Origin of the sequence: Kribbella alba (assembly GCF_039529635.1) — a bacterium.
Taxonomy (GTDB): Bacteria; Actinomycetota; Actinomycetes; order Propionibacteriales; family Kribbellaceae; genus Kribbella; species Kribbella alba.
Genome location: NZ_BAAANE010000012.1, coordinates 1 through 17,720 on the forward strand (window position 1 = coordinate 1; position 17,720 = coordinate 17,720).

At 69.7% G+C, this 17,720-nt stretch carries 15 protein-coding genes and 1 pseudogene; 7 read left to right on the forward strand and 9 right to left on the reverse strand.

Going from position 1 to position 17,720, the window contains the following annotated elements; all coding sequences use genetic code 11:
• Positions 1-1,490, forward strand: a pseudogene (locus tag ABD210_RS29430) (hypothetical protein); the annotation flags it as partial.
• Positions 1,491-1,518: 28 nt separating this feature from the next.
• On the opposite strand, the gene ABD210_RS29435 reads toward ABD210_RS29430, so the two are convergent.
• The 6 genes from ABD210_RS29435 to ABD210_RS29460 form a co-directional block, all read right to left on the reverse strand.
• Complete coding sequence (locus ABD210_RS29435) at positions 1,519-2,706, reverse strand: Maf family nucleotide pyrophosphatase (RefSeq protein WP_344115890.1); 1,188 nt, start codon at positions 2,704-2,706, stop codon at positions 1,519-1,521.
• Positions 2,707-2,732: 26 nt separating this feature from the next.
• A complete protein-coding gene (locus ABD210_RS29440; RefSeq protein WP_344115891.1) occupies positions 2,733-4,421 on the reverse strand; it encodes a DUF885 domain-containing protein in 1,689 nt (562 codons plus the stop codon).
• Between the two features lie 42 nt (positions 4,422-4,463).
• The gene (locus ABD210_RS29445) at positions 4,464-4,814 is read right to left on the reverse strand and encodes a hypothetical protein (RefSeq protein ID WP_344115893.1); all 351 of its coding nucleotides are present in this window, start codon (positions 4,812-4,814) and stop codon (positions 4,464-4,466) included.
• A 21-nt stretch (positions 4,815-4,835) separates the two neighbouring features.
• Complete coding sequence (locus ABD210_RS29450; RefSeq protein WP_344115894.1) at positions 4,836-5,048, reverse strand: acyl-CoA carboxylase subunit epsilon; 213 nt, start codon at positions 5,046-5,048, stop codon at positions 4,836-4,838.
• Between the two features lie 73 nt (positions 5,049-5,121).
• A complete protein-coding gene (locus ABD210_RS29455; RefSeq protein WP_344115895.1) occupies positions 5,122-6,699 on the reverse strand; it encodes an acyl-CoA carboxylase subunit beta in 1,578 nt (525 codons plus the stop codon).
• 58 nt (positions 6,700-6,757) lie between these two features.
• Positions 6,758-7,234, reverse strand: coding sequence for an SCP2 sterol-binding domain-containing protein (locus ABD210_RS29460; protein ID WP_344115897.1), 477 nt, complete (start codon positions 7,232-7,234; stop codon positions 6,758-6,760).
• A gap of 66 nt (positions 7,235-7,300) precedes the next feature.
• Here ABD210_RS29460 and ABD210_RS29465 point away from each other — a divergent pair, with 66 nt between their 5' ends.
• The 3 genes from ABD210_RS29465 (at position 7,301) to ABD210_RS29475 (ending at position 11,495) form a co-directional block, all read left to right on the forward strand.
• Positions 7,301-7,930 carry a TetR/AcrR family transcriptional regulator gene (locus tag ABD210_RS29465; RefSeq protein ID WP_344115898.1) on the forward strand — a complete coding sequence of 210 codons (630 nt, stop codon included), beginning with the start codon at positions 7,301-7,303 and terminating at the stop codon, positions 7,928-7,930.
• A 110-nt stretch (positions 7,931-8,040) separates the two neighbouring features.
• Positions 8,041-10,680, forward strand: coding sequence for a phosphoenolpyruvate carboxylase (locus tag ABD210_RS29470; RefSeq protein ID WP_344115900.1), 2,640 nt, complete (start codon positions 8,041-8,043; stop codon positions 10,678-10,680).
• Positions 10,680-11,495, forward strand: a complete 816-nt coding sequence (locus ABD210_RS29475; protein WP_344115902.1) for a biotin--[acetyl-CoA-carboxylase] ligase — start codon at positions 10,680-10,682, stop codon at positions 11,493-11,495. The genes ABD210_RS29470 and ABD210_RS29475 overlap by 1 nt, the downstream gene beginning before the upstream one ends.
• On the opposite strand, the gene ABD210_RS29480 is transcribed toward ABD210_RS29475, so the two are convergent.
• Both ABD210_RS29480 and ABD210_RS29485 read right to left on the reverse strand, forming a co-directional pair.
• Positions 11,485-11,607, reverse strand: a complete 123-nt coding sequence (locus tag ABD210_RS29480) for an MFS transporter small subunit (protein WP_344115904.1) — start codon at positions 11,605-11,607, stop codon at positions 11,485-11,487. The two genes, ABD210_RS29475 and ABD210_RS29480, sit on opposite strands and share 11 nt — an antisense overlap.
• Positions 11,604-13,004, reverse strand: coding sequence for an OFA family MFS transporter (locus tag ABD210_RS29485; protein WP_344115906.1), 1,401 nt, complete (start codon positions 13,002-13,004; stop codon positions 11,604-11,606). Before ABD210_RS29485 ends, ABD210_RS29480 begins: the two co-directional genes overlap by 4 nt.
• 144 nt (positions 13,005-13,148) lie before the next feature.
• On the opposite strand from ABD210_RS29485, the gene ABD210_RS29490 reads away from it, so the two are divergent.
• Positions 13,149-13,763: a PH domain-containing protein gene (locus ABD210_RS29490; RefSeq protein WP_344115908.1), complete on the forward strand. Its 615-nt coding sequence runs from the start codon at positions 13,149-13,151 to the stop codon at positions 13,761-13,763.
• A gap of 1,486 nt (positions 13,764-15,249) precedes the next feature.
• Here ABD210_RS29490 and ABD210_RS29495 read toward each other — a convergent pair.
• Entirely contained in the window at positions 15,250-15,810 is a 561-nt protein-coding gene (locus ABD210_RS29495) for a GtrA family protein (RefSeq protein WP_344115910.1), read from the reverse strand.
• A gap of 144 nt (positions 15,811-15,954) precedes the next feature.
• Between ABD210_RS29495 and ABD210_RS29500 the strand changes: the two genes are divergently transcribed.
• Both ABD210_RS29500 and purE read left to right on the forward strand, forming a co-directional pair.
• Complete coding sequence (locus tag ABD210_RS29500; protein WP_344115911.1) at positions 15,955-17,136, forward strand: 5-(carboxyamino)imidazole ribonucleotide synthase; 1,182 nt, start codon at positions 15,955-15,957, stop codon at positions 17,134-17,136.
• Positions 17,129-17,656 (forward strand): 5-(carboxyamino)imidazole ribonucleotide mutase, encoded by a 528-nt coding sequence (gene purE / locus ABD210_RS29505; RefSeq protein ID WP_344115912.1) that lies wholly within the window; start codon positions 17,129-17,131, stop codon positions 17,654-17,656. The genes ABD210_RS29500 and purE overlap by 8 nt, the downstream gene beginning before the upstream one ends.
• Positions 17,657-17,720 lie beyond the last annotated feature (64 nt).

Here is a 17,720-nt window from a genome sequence, read left to right on the forward strand (position 1 = left end):
ACCCGGCCTTCGCCCACCAGTTGCTCGACATCGCCCAACACCTCACCACCCGCCACCACCCCACCGACAGCACCGACAGCGCCGGCGGCACCGGCGACGACGGCGGCACCGGCGGCACCGGCGGCGACAGCGGCGACGGCACCGACCCGGCCGGGGCCGAGGCCCGCACCGAGGCCGCGGCACCGACCGGACCTGCGGCGCCGACCCGGCCCGAGGCGTCGGCCGGGCCCGAGGCGTCGGCCGAGAGCGGCCCGGCTCAGTGCGCGGCGACCGATCAGGCCGGTGCCGGCACGCCCACCAAGGACGACCTCGGGCCGGTCGCCGACCCGGCGGCGACGGGTGTTCCGAGCCCGACTGACGGGATCCGGCCGGACGCGGGAGCCGGAGCAGGTGACGCCCCGGGCGCAGAGGACGCGACCCCGCAGGTACACCACGGCCCCCGCGTCGGCGTCGCCGCGCCGGTCGGCAGCGGACCCGGCGTCGGCGTCGCCGCGCAGACCGACAGCGGACCCGGCGCCGATGACGCCGCGCAGACCGACAGCGAACCAGGCGTCGGCGTCGGCGCGCAGCCGGCCGATGCGCCCGGCACCGGCGACACCCCACGGGCAACTGACACCGCGGACGTGGACGACACCGCGGATTCGCGTGACGCCGCGGCCGCGGGTAACACCGCCGCCGCGCGGGCCGTCGGCCTGCGGGTCGACGAGGTGACCCGGGACGGGCAACCGGCCACCGAGTTGTTCCTGGCCGACGAACCCGGCCCCCACACCGAAGCCGACCGCGACACCCCCCACCCCAGCCACCCCGCCCACCCACTCGACCCACCCCCACCACGCCGCACCGGCACCGGCACAGTCCAGGACATCGTCTACGGGCTGGAGACCGCCGCGCGCCAGGACCTGGCCGCGAAACTCGCAGCGATCAAACACGCCGCCGACACCAACACCACCACCACCAGCAGCAGCGGTGGTGGTGGTGGTGGGTCCGGTGGGCGGAGACCCGGGCGGATCAAGCTGTATGTCCACATCACCGACGAGACCCTGCTCGCCGGTGCCGGAACCGCGCGCGTCGAAGCCTTCGGGCCCGTGTTCGCGGCCAAGCTGGCCGAACTGCTCGGCCACGACCGTATCGTCGTCCAGCCGGTGATCGACCTGAACGACCACGTCAGCGTCAACGCCTACGAAATCCCGCACCGGATCCGGGAACGCATCAAACTCACCTACCCGATCGAGCAGTTCCCCTACGGCACCCTCGAAACCACCACCAGCACCGACCTCGACCACGTCAGCCCGTTCGACCCGACCGGACCCCCGGGACAAACCAGCACCAAGAACCTGCGACCCCAAGGCCGCCTCAGCCACCGCATCAAAACCCACGGCGGCTGGAAAGTCCGCACCCTGAACGACCACGCCCTGGAATGGACCACCAAACACGGCTACAAATTCCGCGTCGACCACACCGGCACCCACCCCATCACCAACGACGACTAGCCGGCTACAACGAGCCGCCGGTGGAAGGTCAGTGGGTGGAGCGGCGGAAACGGATCATCGGATAGATGGGGTCGGGGCCGCTGCTGCGCGATTGGTTGTGGCCGGCGAAGGACGTGGCGGCGTCGAGGGTCAGGCCGTACTGCGCGGCGCGGGCCACCAGGTGGGTCAGGGCATCCTGGGAGCGGCGCTCGGGAGGGACGCGGCCGCTGGCATAGCGGGTGGCGTCGGACTTCTCGGTGGTGGTGATGAAGACGCCGTCGGGGCGGAGTACGCGGGCTACCTCGGCAAGGATCGGCTCGCTGTCGTCCACGAGGTGGAGCAGCCAGACGGCGACCACGGCGTCGCAGCGGCGATCCGCGATGGGGAGGCGAGTGGCGTCCGCCAGGGCGACGTGGCCGGGGAGCCGGAAGCGTGCGTGGTGCAGCATCGCGGGGGACAGGTCCACGCCGTGCACCAGGTTGCCTTGGGCAACCAGCTCGGCGGCGACCGAACCGGTGCCGGTGCCGACCTCGAGGACGCGGCCGCCCTTGGGGAGCAGGTCATGAACAGCCGACGCCGCGGCATGAGCTCGCTCCAGACCACCTCGCGACTCGTCGTACCGGGCTGCTTCGGCCTCGTCGTACGCGAAGGGCTTCGGTGACTGCCAGAGCGACGGCCAGGCGATGTCGACCTCCGCGAGCATCCTGCGGAGCAAAGGCAGGGAGACGCCGACGACGTTGTGGTAATCCCCCTCGATGCCGGTGACGAACGGGCCGCCGAGACCGTCGACGGTGAAGGAGCCGGCGACGACGAGAGGTTCGCCGGTTGCCACGTATGCGTCGACCTCGTCGTCGGTGAGGTCGGCGAAGTGGACCGTGGTGGACGCCAGTTCGCGGAGCTCCCGCTTGCTCGCGGTGTCGAACAGGCAGTGCCCCGTGTGCAGGATCCCCGAACGGCCGCGCATCGAACGCAGCCGCTCGCGCGCGATCTCCGGCGTACCGGGTTTGCCGTAGGCGACGCCGTCGATCTCGAGCACCGAGTCGCAGCCGAGCACGGTCGCGTGGTCGTCCAGAGTGGCCACGACCGCGCGGGCTTTCAGTACTGCGAGCGTGCGGGCGAGGTCGCCCGGGCTGTCAGCGGTGACGTGGTCCTCGTCCACTCCGGAGACGATCACCTCCGGCTCGACCCCGGCGTCGCGCAGCGTCTGCAAACGCGCCGGGGACGCCGACGCAAGCACGAAACGAGGCCGGGCGGAAGGCGCGTTCACAGGCGGCCAAGTGCGCGGCGCAGCGGGTCAAGGCCGATCGAACCCAGATTCAGTGCGTCCCGGTGGAAGGTCTGCAGGTCGAACGCGGATCCCTTGCGCTGCTTGGCCTCCTCGCGCGCCTGCAACCAGATCCGCTCGCCCACCTTGTACGACGGGGCCTGGCCGGGCCAGCCGAGATACCGGTTCAGCTCGGCCTTGAGGAACTCCGTCTCCATCCGCGAGTGGGCCCGGAGGAACTCGAAGCCGAGTTCTGCGTTCCAGGTCTCGCCGGGGTGGAAGCCGAACGGGTTGTCGCGCGGGATCTCCAGCTCCAGGTGCATGCCGATGTCGATGATCACCCGGGCCGAGCGGAACGCCTGCGCGTCGAGCATGCCAAGACGGGCGCCGGGCTCCTCGAGGTACCCGAGCTCCTCCATCAGCCGTTCGGAGTACAGGGCCCAACCCTCGCCGTGACCGGAGACCCAGCAGCCGATCCGTTGCCACCGGTTCAGCAGATCTGTGCGCAGCATCGTCTGGGCAACCTGGAGGTGATGCCCGGGCACGCCCTCGTGGTAGACGGTGGTGACCTCGCGCCAGGTGGCGAAGTCCTCGACGCCGTTGGGCACGGCCCACCACATCCGGCCGGGCCGGGTGGTCAGGTCCTCGCTCGGCCCTGTGTAGTAGATCGAGCCGTCGGAGGTCGGCGCGATCATGCACTCGATCCGCTTGATCGCGTCCGGGATGTCGAAGTGGGTGCCGGCCAGCTCCTCGACGGCGGCGTCGGCGAGCTGCTGCATCCAGTCGCGGAACGCTTCCTTGCCGTGGATCTTGCGGGCCGGGTCGTTGTCCAGCAGTTCGGCGACGGCCTCGATGCTGCGGTTCCCGTCGTTGAGCGAAGCCGCGATGGTCTGCATCTCGTCCTCGATCCGGGCGAGCTCCTCCCAACCCCAGGCGTAGGTCTCCTCGAGGTCGATGGCCGCGCCGAGGAAGTCGCGCGAGGCGAGCTCGTAGACCTCGCGGCCGACCGCGTCGCGCGCCGGTGCCTGCGGGGCCAGGTCGGTCTCCAGCCACGCGCCGAACTGGTCGTAGGCCTTGCGTGCGGAGGCGGCAGCGGCCTCGACGGTCGACTTGACGCTCTCGGGTGCCTGCGCGGCGAGTCCGGCGAAGAAGTCGTCGCCGTCCGCGCCGGTCCAGCTCGCGATGCGGCCGGCCAGATCGTTCACCTGGCGCAACGCCGAGACCCGCCCGGCGGCGGCCTGCTCGGTCAGGGTGTCGCGGAACCCGTCCAGCGCGGTGCCGACCTGGTTGAGCCGGATCGCGATCGTCTCCCAATCGCTGTCGGTCGCGGTCGGCATGAGGTCGAAGACCTGGCGAATTTCGGCGGGGACCGAGGCGATCGCGTTCAGCTGGTACTGCGGGACGCCGGCCTCGTACGTCTCCAGTCCGAGCCCGAGGCGCTCCAGGAAGGCGTCCTTGGCGACCTCCTCGCGCGGGGATCCGGGCTGCACGGCCTGCGCCTCGGCGATGTACCGGCGGTTCAGCTCGATCAGCGCGTCGAACCCGGCCGGCGAGTAGTCCGGCAGTTCGTGGTCGTGGCCCTTGATCCCCATGTAGGTGGCTGCGGTCGGCGACAGCTCGACGAAGGCTTCGAGGAAGCGGTCGGCGACCTGGTCGATCGGGCTGTTCGGTGTGGTTGCGTCCGTCACCCGGCCGACACTACCTGCGGTTGAGGCCTTACCGCTCCCGGGTCAGCCGGACTTGGCGTCCAACAGTTGGAGGAGGTCGTGGGCGGCCAGTTCGACGTCCTTGTGGCGCCACTCGGAGGCGCGATAGACGCAGGCGATCAGCCCGGTCCGGTGGATCCGCCGGAAGTCCCCGTACACGAAGGCGTAGCGGGCCTTGGTCTCGTCGTTCGCGCCGTCGGTCAACCCGAGATGCCACTCGGCGTACTGGTCCCACGAGTGCGAGTCGAGGTACGCGTTCTGCGCCGCCGCATCAGGCTGCACCTCGCCCCACTCGCTGTCGAGCACATACTGCCTGCCCTCGATCAACTTCCGGGCATGCTCCACAGCCGCGTCATTGACCGCATACTTGGCCATCTCCCGATTGTGCCAGGGGATTTACGGGTGGGCGCTGGTACGCCAGCTGTTGGGGCCGGGGTGAAGGGGGCGGCGGGCGTTGCGCCAGTAGGTGGCCCAGTTGCTGGCGCGGGTGGGTTCGGAGGTCGGGGCAGCGGCTGCGGCGGCGGCGCGGGCGGAGACGACGGCGACCAGGGCGGCCAGTTCCTCCGGAGTCGGCTCGCCCTTGACGACACGCAGTACGGGCTCGGTCATCGGCGTACTCCAATCTGGTTGCGTCCGAAGAGGCGAGGGGTCTGCCCCACGGTTCTTCGGACGCAGGCGGCCATCACAGCGGGATGTTGCCGTGCTTCTTCGGGGGCAGGGTGTCGCGCTTGGTGCGCAGCAGGCGGAGGGCGCGGATGATCTCGGAGCGGGTCTCGCTCGGCTTCACCACCGCGTCGATGTAGCCGCGCTCGGCCGCGATGTACGGGTTCGCCAGGTGGTCCTCGTACTCCGTGATCAGCTGCTGGCGACGGGTCTCGACGTCCTCGGCCGCGGCGAGTTCCCGGCGGTGCAGGATGTTGACGGCACCTTGCGCGCCCATCACGGCGATCTGAGCGGTCGGCCAGGCGATGTTCATGTCGGCGCCGAGGTGCTTGGACCCCATCACGTCGTACGCACCGCCGTAGGCCTTGCGGGTGATCACGGTGATCATCGGCACGGTCGCCTCGGCGTACGCGTAGATCAGCTTCGCACCGCGGCGGATGATGCCGTTCCACTCCTGGTCGGTGCCCGGCAGGAAGCCCGGCACGTCCACGAAGGTGAGGATCGGGATGTTGAACGCGTCGCAGGTGCGGACGAACCGGGCCGCCTTCTCGGACGCGTCGATGTCGAGGGTGCCGGCGAACTGCATCGGCTGGTTCGCGACCACGCCGACCGGACGGCCCTCGACCCGGCCGAAGCCGACGAGGATGTTCGGCGCGAACAGCGCCTGGACCTCCAGGAACTCCCCGTCGTCGATGACCGACTCGATCACCGTGTGCATGTCGTACGGCTGGTTCGGCGAGTCCGGGATCAGGGTGTCCAGCGCCAGGTCGGTCTCGCTCGGCTCGAGGTCGGCAGGCTCGTCGAAGGCGGGCGGGTCCTCGAGGTTGTTCTGCGGCAGGTGCGCGACCAGGGCCTTGACCCAGTCGATCGCGTCCTCCTCGTCACTGCCCAGGTAGTGCGCGTTGCCGGACTTGGTGTTGTGCGTCCGGGCGCCGCCGAGCTCCTCCTGGGTGACGTCCTCGCCGGTGACGGTCTTGATCACGTCCGGGCCGGTGATGAACATGTACGACGACTCGTCCACCATCACGGTGAAGTCCGTCACCGCGGGGGAGTAGACCGCGCCACCCGCGCAGGGGCCCATGATCAGGGAGATCTGCGGGATCACGCCGGACGCGCGCACGTTGCGGCGGAAGATCTCGCCGTACAGGCCGAGCGACACCACGCCTTCCTGGATCCGGGCGCCACCGGAGTCGTTGATGCCGATCAGCGGGCAGCCGATCTTCATCGCCAGGTCCATCACCTTGACGATCTTCTCGCCGAAGACCTCACCCAGGCTGCCGCCGAAGACGGTGAAGTCCTGGGCGAACACGCAGACCTGGCGGCCGTCGATGGTGCCGAACCCGGTCACCACGCCGTCGCCGTACGGGCGGTTCGCGTCCAGCCCGAAGGAGGTTGAGCGGTGCCGGGCGAACTCGTCCAGCTCGGAGAAGGAGCCCTCGTCCAGCAGCATCGCGATCCGCTCCCGGGCGGTTTTCTTGCCGCGGGCATGCTGCTTCTCCACCGCGCGCTCGGACCCGGCGTGCACGGCCTCGTCCAGCCGGTGCTCCAGGTCCGCGACCTTCCCGGCGGTGGTGTGGATGTTCACGGTCTCTCCCATAAGCGGGCAGCCTAACTTCCCCGGGCGCGGAGCGGGCCGCCCGGCCGGATGACGTGGTTCACACTGTGCCGGGGCCGACGGCGAAGAGCTTGGTGAGGCGCGCTGCCAGGGCCAGGTCGCCGCGCACCGACAGGCGCTGCTTCAGTACTGCGATGACGGGGTCCTCGTTGCCGGTGACGATCATCAGCAGCGTGGTGGGATCCGTCCGGACGGAGATCGCGGCGGGCTCCGAGTGGTCGTCGAGCACCTGGCACCGGCCGTCGCTGACCCGGATCAGGTACTCGTCGACGCCCCCACCACCCGCACCGGTGATCTGCCAGGCGACGACCGCGTCGAACCCGGCGGCCCGGGCGGGGCGGAGATACTCCGGCATCCGGCGAAAGATCTCGCGCAACGCGACCTCCCGCACACCCCCGATGAGCCGATGCCGGAGTTCTCGCTCCGAGGTGCGATCCACCAGAGCGGCCAGTTCGGCCACGCCGAGGGCGCCGAGATCGTCCGACTCCAGCCAGCGCGCACTGCCTCGCTCGGCCATACGGAGACCTCCCCGGCAGTTCCTACCAGACCGTAGGAATTTCCTACGATCTGGTAGGTTTGTCAAGTGGTCGGCTCCGAAGATCCGGTGCGCCGACGGGCCGCGCACCTGGGCCCCGAGCGCCGCCGGCCGATGATCCTGGACGCTGCGCTCGAGGTCTTCTCCGAGCGCGGGTACGCCGGTACGACGATGCAGTCCGTGGCCGATGCCGCCGGTGTGACGAAGCCCGTCGTCTACGACTCCTTCGCCAACCGCGACGAACTCCTGCTGGCGCTGCTGGCCCGCGAGGAGCAGCACCTGGTGATCTCGATCGTGGCCGCGCTGCCTGCCGATCCCACCGTCGGCACGCCCGAGGAGCACGTGCTCGAAGGCCTGACGGCGTTCCTCGAGACCGCCGCCAAGTCGCCGCAGTCCTGGCGGATCGTCTTCGGAGCCCAGTACGGCGCCGCGCCGGCGGTGGCCGAGCGCGTCCGGGCGGCGCGCGCCTTCCTGGTCGAGGGCCTTCGGCTGACCCTGATGAAATCGTTGCCAGCCGTCACCGATCCCGATGCCAACCTGCCGGTGCTGGCGGAGATGCTCGCCTCGATGACCGAGAGTTGCGCCCGGATGCTCGTCGTCGACGGCACCGACCGGACCCCGGCCCAGCTGGCCAGGGTCGTCTCCCAGGTGGTCGGCGGCGGCTTCGGTGCCGTCTAGTGCGGTTACTGTCGCGTCACCCCCACGCACCGTCACCCTTGGTCACGGTTAGCGCTCACTGGTCGGACTGAGGGGGTGATTGAGCGTGCCCCCCGATATCGTGGGCGAACGTGACCGAGACCGGCAGCCAGGCGATCGCCCGCACCCGAACCCGCGCACGTTTCGAAGTCCCTGAGGAACTCCGGGCCGACGTGCGTCTGCTCGGCGAACTGCTGGGCCGGGTGCTCGTCGAGTACGCCGGTCAGCCGCTCCTGGACGACGTGGAGAAGCTGCGGGAACTCACCATCGCGGGAGACGGTGAAGGCGCCGAGAAGCTGGTCGCCTCGTGGCCGCACGAGCGGGCCGAGGACGTCGCCCGGGCCTTCACCTGCTACTTCCACCTGACCAATTTGAGCGAGGAACTCCACCGCGCCCGGGTGCTGCGCGAGCGCGACCGCGCCGGTGACGCGCCGGCCGTGTCCGAACTCGCCCAGGCAGTCGAGCAGATCGCGACCGACAGTGGTGAGCAGCAGGCCCGTGCCCTGCTCAACGGCCTGGAGTTCCGCCCGGTCCTGACCGCGCATCCCACCGAGGCCCGGCGTCGCGCAGTACTGGCGACCATCCGGCGGATCTCGTCGCTGCTGGAGGAGCGGAACGACCCGCGGGCCGGTGACAGCGAGTTGGCCGAGAACCAGCGCCGGCTGGTCGAGCAGGTCGACATCCTCTGGCGTACTTCGCAGCTCCGGACCAGCCGGCCCACCCCGCTGGACGAGGTCCGCTCGGCGATGGCCGTGTTCGAGGAGACCCTGTTCGATGTCGTAGGCAACGTCTACCGCCGGCTGGACGACGCGCTGGCCGGTGATGCTGCCGGGACGAAGCAGCCGGTGGTCGCGCCGTTCGTGCGGCTCGGCTCCTGGATCGGTGGCGACCGCGACGGCAACCCGAACGTGACTGCGGCGATCACCCGCGAGGCCATGCAGATCCAGGCCGATCACGTACTGCGTGCGCTCGAGCTGGCCACCGACGAACTCGGCAGGGCGCTGACCCTGGATGCGTCGACGACCCCGCCCTCGGCGCCGGTCCGGCGGATCCTCGAGGACGCGCGCGCGGTGAACCCCGAGCTGATCGCGGACATCGAGACCCGCTCGCCCTCCGAGCCGCACCGCCAGTTGTTGCTGCTCGCTGCGCGCCGGCTGGCTGCCACCCGGGCCCGCGACGCCGACTTCGGCTATCCGCGGTCCGGTGACTTCCTGCATGAGCTGAAGGTGCTGCAGGACTCCCTGGTTTCGGCAGGTGCGCCTCGGCAGGCGTACGGCCAGCTGCAGCAGCTGATCTGGCAGGTGAGCTCGTTCGGCTTCCACCTGGCCGAGCTGGAGGTGCGGCAGCACTCGTCGGTGCACGCGAAGGCACTGGAAGACGTGCTCAGCGGTGGCGAGCTGTCGGACCAGACAGAGGAGGTTCTGGCCACGCTGCGGGTGATCGGCCAGATCCAGCAGCGGTTCGGCCCGGAGGCGTGCCGTCGGTATGTCGTGTCCTTCACCCGCAACGCCGGGGATCTCGCAGCCGTCTACGAGTTGGCCGATGCCGCGATGGACGGCCGGCCGATCGAGCTGGACGTGGTGCCGCTCTTCGAGACCGGCGAGGACCTGCAGAACTCGGTGGAGGTGCTGGACAACGCGATCCAGCTCACCCGGGTGCGGCACCGCCTCACCGCCAACGACCGGCGCTTCGAGGTCATGCTGGGCTACTCCGACTCCGCCAAGGACGTTGGACCGGTCTCCGCGACGCTCGCCCTGTACGACGCGCAGGCGCGGATCACTGCCTGGGCGCAACGCAACGCGATCCGGCTGACGCTGTTCCACGGCCGCGGTGGTGCCCTGGGTCGTGGCGGTGGTCCCGCGAACCGCGCGGTGCTCGCCCAGGCGCCGGGCTCGGTCGGCGGACGGTTCAAGCTCACTGAGCAGGGCGAGGCGATCCCGGCCCGCTACGGCAACGCGGCGATCGCCCTGCGCCACATCGAGCAGGTGACAGCCGCGACCCTGCTGGCGTCCACTCCTGCTGTGGAAGAGCGAGCGGCCGTTGCGGCACAGCGGTTCGCCGTGGTGGAGAAGACCCTGGACGAGGCCGCCCGTACGACGTACCACCGGCTCGTCAAGGCGGAGGGGTTCGCCGAGTGGTTCGGCCGGGTCACCCCGCTGGAGGAGCTCGGGCAGTTGCCGCTCGGCTCGCGTCCAGCGCGTCGTGGTGTCGCCGTGTCCTCGCTGGAGGATCTCCGGGCGATCCCGTGGGTGTTCGCCTGGTCGCAGGCCCGCGTGAACGCGCCGGGCTGGTACGGCCTGGGTTCTGCGCTTGCCGCGGTGGGGGACGTCGCCGTACTGCAGGACGCGAACAAGAACTGGCCGCTGTTCCAGGTGATGCTGGAGAACGCGGAGATGTCGCTGGCCAAGACGGACCGCCGCATCCTCGGGCGCTACCTGGAGCTGGGAGACCGGCCGGACCTGACGCAGCTGATGCTGGATGAGCACGAGCTCACCACTGAGTGGGTGCTCAAGGTGCTCGGCGGGGACCGCCTGCTGGCCGGTCGTCGCGTGCTGGGCCGTGCCGTCGAGTTGCGGAACCCGTATGTGGACGCGCTCAGCTACCTGCAACTGCGGGCCTTGCGGACGCTGCGGACAGATGACTCGCTCGACGAGGAGCAGATCGTGCGCACCAGGCGACTGCTGCTACTGACCGTGTCGGGCGTTGCTGCCGGCCTGCAGAACACCGGCTGATGCCAGGCTTTTCCGACCTGGAGCGCCCGCCGCTGGATGAGCGGTTCCTTCGGAGCCGGCTGGTGCGACCTGGAGCCTTGTGGAGCCAGATCGACGTACTGGCGGAGACGGAGTCGACCAACGCGGTGGTAGCGGCCGCAGCGCGCGCTGGAGCGGCCGAGGGGCTGCTGGTTGCGGCGGAGTACCAGTCGTCGGGTCGTGGGCGGCTGGGACGCACGTGGACGACTCCTGCGCGATCTGCCTTGCTGATGTCGGCTTTGCTGCGCCCTACGGCTGTACCGGCCGTCCGGTGGCCTTGGCTGGGTCTGCTAGTTCCGCTTGCGGTCGCTGCAGCCGTACGCCGGGTCGGGGAGATCCCGGCGCAGGTGAAATGGCCCAACGACGTACTCGTGGAAGACCGCAAGCTGGCGGGGATCCTGCTGGAACGGGTGGACGGTCCGGCCGTGGTCGTCGGCATCGGGTTGAACGTCAGCCTGCGCGAGGACGAGCGGCCCCATCCCGCGGCGACCTCACTGGCACTGGAAGGTGCTGCCACAACGGATCGTGCGACGGTGCTGGCCGCAGTACTGCGGGAGCTGGCTACTCGCTATCAGACCTGGGTAGATGCTGCCGGGGATCCTGAGGTGATCCTGCCGGAGTACGGCGAGCTGTCTGCGACCTTCGGGCGGTCGGTGCGGGTGGAGTTGCCGGACGGGACTTTCCTGGAAGGCAAGGCGTCCGGCTTGGACACGGACGGCCGGCTGGTGGTCGACACCGCCGACGGCCCGCATTCCCTAGCCGCCGGCGATGTGACGCACCTACGGACTACTCCGTGAACAGCTTGGCCGCGGTGATCAGCGTTTCGATGATGCCGTAGCCGAGCAGGATGGCGACCAGCAGCCAGGAGATGACCAGGCGGGCTGTCTGGCTAGTGGATGTCTGGTTCATTTCGCTGCCTCCGTGGCTTCCGCCGTGCTGGTCTGCTCATGGAACCGATCCGCGACCGGGCGGATCAGCAGGTTGGCGATGAAGCCGACCGCCAGCACGCCGACCATGGTGAACAGCGCCGGCCGGTAGGCCTCGGCCGTCAATGTTCCCGGTTTGCCTTGCCTGTCGAGGAACCCGTTCACGATGAGTGGGCCGGCGACCCCTGCGACCGACCAGGCGGTGAGCAGCCGGCCGTGGATCGCGCCGACCTGGTAGCCGCCGAAGAGATCCCGCAGATAGGCCGGCACAGTGGCGAATCCGCCACCGTAGAAGGACAGGATCACCGCCGCCAGCAGGACGAAGATCGCTGTGCTGTTGTGGCCGATCGTGGCGAGCAGGAAGTACGCGACCATCCCGACGCCCAGATACATCGCGTAGATGGGCTTGCGGCCGATGTAGTCGGACGTCGTCGACCAGGCGAACCGCCCGGCCATGTTGAAGATCGACAGCAACCCGACGAAACCGGCGGCCGCCGCGACCGCCACGGTGGACTTTCCGTCCGCGCCGCGGAAGAAGTCCTGGATCATCGGACTGGCCTGCTCGAGGATGCCGATGCCCGCGGTGACGTTGCAGAGCAGCACCACCCAGAGGAACCAGAACTGCGGGGTCTTGATCGCGTTCGCCGCGGACACGTTGGCCGTCGTGACAAGGGCTTTCGCCTTCACCTGCGAGGGATCGAACCCTGCCGGCTTCCAGTCCGCGGCCGGGACGCGGATGTTGAACACCCCGAACATCATGATCAGGAAGTAGCCGATGCCCAGGGTGACGAACAACGCGACCAGCGCGCCGCCACCGGCCACCGATGCGGAGTTGTTCGGATCGTAGTTGCTGTCGTAGACGCTGAGCAGCTGGCGTTCCAGCGGGCTGGCGACGAGGGCGCCGCCGCCGAAGCCCATGATCGCCAGGCCGGTGGCCAGGCCCGGGCGGTCGGGGAACCACTTGATCAGGGTGGACACCGGCGAGATGTAGCCGATGCCCAGGCCGATGCCGCCGATCACGCCGTAGCCCAGGTAGACCAGCCAGAGCTGGCCGGTTCCGATGCCCAGGGCGGCCACCAGGAAACCCGTGGCCCAGAAGCAGGCGGACACGAACATCGCCTTGCGGGGCCCGTTGCGTTCGACCCAGGTGCCGCCGATCGCGGCCGACAGGCCGAGCATCACGATCGCGATGCTGAAGATCACCCCGATCGCGGTCTGGCTCGCATCGAAATGCTTGACCATCGACGTCTTGTAGACGCTGGTCGCATATGCCTGCCCGATACAAAGGTGCACTGCCAGGGCGGCCGGCGGGATCAGCCAACGGCTGTATCCCGGGGGCGCGATGGTGTGCTCCCGATCGAGTACCGACAAGATGCCCATCACGGCTCCTTCTGTCTTGCCCCCCAGTAGCGGTACCCCCCGGCGAATCCTTGCGAACTGTATTCAATTTGTGAAGTCTTCAACCACCGGGTCCCCTCGTGTCGCCTGCGGACAAGTCACCCCGGGAACTGTGAGACTGGGGGTATGGCGATCTCGGCGAAGTTGTTGGGTGAGGACGAATACATCGTCGTCAGCACCCGGACGCACTGGAAAGCACTGATCTTCCCGGTGTTCCTGCTCCTGGTGGTGGCGGCTGCCGGCGGGTTCCTGGCCGCCATCGTGCCGCAAGGCAGCCTGCAGACCCCCGCGCGGATCGCGATCGGGGTGGTCGGCCTGCTGGTGCTGCTGGTGTTCGGCGCGAAGCCGTTCTTGAACTGGTTCTTCTCGACCTACACCCTGACGAGCCGCCGCCTGATCACCCGGCACGGCATCCTGACCCGGACCGGCCGCGACATCCCGCTGATGCGGATCAACGACGTGTCGTACGAACACGGCCTGATCGACCGGCTGCTGGGCTGCGGCACCCTGCAGATCGAGTCGGCCGGCGAGCGCGGCCAGGTGATCCTGCCGGACGTCCCGCACGTCGAGCACATGCATCTGCAGATGTCAGACCTGCTCTTCGGCGGACCCGAAGGCAAGCCCGGCGACGGCATCCTCGACGACGAGGCCCCGCCGGAACACCAGCGTCCCCGTCGTGCCCAGTCGTCGGGCGGTGACGCAGCCACCCTCTTCAGCTCGGAGGACGACGACCGCCGCTAACGGCGCTGGGCGGGCTGACCGACCACCCCGCCGAGTCCTCCGCCAGCTGACCAGCGCTACGACCACGGCGCGGTCCCGGACCAGGCCCCGGCACTGCGGTATGGCAGCACGCCGGAGGTGGTCTCGCTCGAGAGCCCACTTCCCGGCCCGACCCGCCGACTTCTTGGTCGGCCACGCCCCCGACCCGCCGGCTCGCTGGTCACCTCCCGGCTGGACTCGCCGATCGGCCTGCTGGTCGTCACCTACCGGCTCGACCGGCCGGCTTGCGGGTCACTTCCCGGCTCGAGCCGCCGATCGGCCTGCTGGTCGTCACTTCCCGGCTCGACCGGCCGGCTCGCGGGTCACTTCCCGGCTGGACCCGCCGATCGGCCTGCTGGTCGTCACTTCCCGGCTCGACACGCCGGCTCGCGGGTCACTTCCCGGCTCGACCCGCCGAGACGCCTTCACTACCCGGCTCGACGCGCCAGTCCGTCGTCATGTTTTCGGCGGGTCGGGCCGGGTAGTTGCGCGGGGCCGGCATGTCGGGCCGGGAAGTGGCGCGGGGCCGGCGTGTCGATCCGGGAAGTCGCGGTAGGGCCGGCGTGTCGGGCCGGGAAGTGGTGCCACGGCAGTGGTGGGCCGGGGTGGTAGTTCGGTCCGGGCGGACTGGTGGTGTGGTTGGCGGGCGGCGTATCAGGCGTTATCCGTCGATGAACCCGCCACCGTCAGTCCGGGTCCGGGTCCCGGCCGGGTTTGGTTCCGGTTGACGAGCATCAGCGGACGGCAGGGTAGGTCGCCGGTGGACTCCGCGTCACGGGCGGAGGGGCTCGGGGGTCACTTCCCGGCTCGACCGGCCGGCCTGCTGGTCGTCTTCCCGGCTCGACCCGCCGCGGCGCCCTCACTACCCGGCTCGACGCGCCGGTCCGCCGTCATGTTTTCGGCGGGTCGGGCCGGGTAGTCGCGTGGGGCCGGCGGGTCGATCCGGGTAGTCCGAGGTAGGGCCGGCGTGTCGATCCGGGTAGTCCGAGATGGGCCGGCGTGTCGGGCCGGGAAAGTGGCGCCAGGGCTGTGGTGGGCCGGGGTCGTATTTCGGTCCTGTGGACTCCGCGTCCCGGGCAGCGGGGTCGGGGGTCACTTCCCGGCTCGACCGGCCGGCCTGCTGGTCGACTTCCCGGCTCGACCCGCCGCGGCGCCCTCACTACCCGGCTCGACGCGCCGGTCCGCCGTCATGTTTTCGGCGGGTCGGGCCGGGTGGTCGCGTGGGGTCGGCGGGTCGGGCCGGGTAGTCGCATGGGGCGGCGGGTCGATCCGGGGAGTCAGCGGTGGGGTCGGCGTGTCCGGCCGGGAAGTGCGCAAAGGGCTGTGGTGGGCCGGGGCCGTGGTCGAGGCTGAAGTCGGGTTGGCTGGGGGTGTGGTTGGCCGGGGCGGCGTGTCAGGCGTTACCCGGCACGGCGAAGAACCGGCCACCGTCGGTCCAGGGCCTGCGGCGGGAGCTGGACGACTTGGGTCAGCGGACGGCGGGGAGGTCGCCGGTGGACTCCGGGTCCAGGGCGGCGGGGCTCTCGGGGGCTCGCGGGTGCTCGGCCTCGTCGAGGGCGATCTCTTCGCGGAAGACGAACTTGCGGTAGGACCAGAAGCGGAACAGCGTGCCCAGGCCGAGGCCGATCACGTTGGCGGCGATGTTGTCTGCGAGCGCGTTGTGCTGGTCCAGCACGTAGCGGGAGAAGCCCAGGCAGGCGGCGGCGATGCCGAGGCCGATCCCGTTCAGGACGAAGAACAGGATGTACTCGCGATGCAGGCCGGTGCGTTCGCGGTGCTTCCAGGTCCAATGCCGGTTGCCCAGGTACGTCGCGACGGTGGCGATCACTGTCGAGATGATCTTCGCCGTGACGGGCTTGTCGTGCAGCATGCCGTGACCGGCCGAGCCGAAGATCAGCGGGTTGTCGAACACCAGCCAGTTGTAGATCGGCAGATCCACAAGCGTGCCGATCAGTCCGACCAGACCGAATTTGGCCACTTCGTGCACCAAGTGCTCGAACTGGCGGTACAGCGTGGTGACGATTTTCAACGGACTGGCAGGCTCTCTGTGAACACGGACCACGGCTGGGCAGCTTCCCACGGTACCTGCCGACCAGTCCCGCGCCGAAATCCGCCGCGCGCCGCTACAACCCCGCACCGGCCGGACCGTGGTGCGCAGATTAGGCTCCGGCGTGTGAAGTTCGAGCGTAAGGACCTTCCGGTCGGCACTCCCGTGGTCGGGATGATCGGTGGCGGACAGCTGGCCCGGATGACGCAGGAGACGGCGATCGCGCTGGGGATCCAGTTGCGGGTGCTCGCCGAGGGGCCGACCGTCTCCGCTGCGCAGGCGGTCGCCGACGCACCCGTGGGCGACTATCGCGACCCCGAGACGGTACGACGCTTCGCCGCCGAGGCGGATGTGGTCACGTTCGACCACGAGCACGTGCCGACCGACCTGCTGCACGAGCTGGAAGCCGCCGGGATCAAGGTCCGGCCCGGCCCCGACGCCCTGGTTCACGCCCAGGACAAGGCGGTGATGCGGCAGCGTCTGGACACCATCGACACGCCGTCGCCGGCCCACCAGGTGGTCGCCACGCAGGAGGACGTCGCCGATTTCGCCAAGCGGATCGGCGGTTTCCCGATCATCCTGAAGACCACCCGCGGCGGTTACGACGGCAAGGGTGTCTGGGTCGCGCACGGGCCCGAGGACCCGGTGGTCGCGGAGGCGTTCCAGGCGAACGTGCCGATCCTGGCCGAGGAGAAGGTCGACTTCGTCCGCGAGCTGTCCGCTGTCGTCGCGCGCTCGCCGCACGGCCAGGCGGTGGCCTACCCGATCGTGGAATCCGTCCAGCGGGACGGCATCTGCGTCGAGGTGACCGCGCCGGCGCCGGGTCTCGATCCCGAGCAGGCGGCACGCGCCCAGCAGACGGCGCTGCGGATCGCGGGCGAGCTGGGCGTCGTCGGGATCCTCGCGGTCGAGATGTTCGAGGCCCGCGACGGCAGGCTGCTGGTGAACGAGCTGGCCATGCGCCCGCACAACACCGGCCACTGGACGATCGAGGGGGCTGTCACCTCGCAGTTCGAGAACCACCTGCGCGCAGTACTGGATCTTCCGCTTGGCTCACCGGCCGCGCGGGCGCCGTACACGGTGATGGTGAACGTGCTCGGCGGCGACAGTGAAGACACAGCGGACATGCACTATGCCTTGCTGCACTGCATGGCAAGGGATCCCGGGCTGAAGGTCCATTTCTACGGGAAGTCCGTGAAGCCGGGGCGCAAGGTCGGCCACGTCACGGCGTACGGGAACGACCTGGAGGAAGTCCGCGAGCGCGCGCGGCACGCCGCGGCGTACCTGACCGGCACCATCGATGAATGAGAGGCCCGGCTTGACCGCGTTGGTGGGAATCGTGATGGGGTCGGACTCCGACTGGCCGACGATGAAGGCCGCGGCCGAGGTGTGCACCGAGTTCGGGGTGCCGTTCGAGGCAGATGTGATCTCGGCGCACCGGATGCCGGTGGAGATGATCGACTACGGTCGGTCAGCGCACGAGCGGGGGCTGAAGGTGCTGATCGCGGGCGCCGGCGGGGCCGCGCACCTGCCCGGCATGCTGGCGGCGGTCACCCCGCTGCCGGTGATCGGGGTGCCGGTGCCGCTGAAATACCTGGACGGCATGGACTCGCTGTTGTCCATCGTGCAGATGCCTGCCGGGGTCCCGGTCGCCACCGTGTCGATCGGCAACGCCCGCAACGCCGGGCTGCTCGCAGTACGGATCCTGGCGGCGTACGACGAGGAGCTGCGGGCGCGGATGAGTGCTTTCCAGGAGACATTGGCCGCGCAGGCCAGAGCCAAGGGCGCTACTGTGCGTGACGGCGCGGCAAAGCTGCGTAAAGGCTGACCGTGCAACGGTTTCCGCAGGCCGGGGGCGGGTAGCCGTGAGATCCCAATCTTTGTCGTCTAAG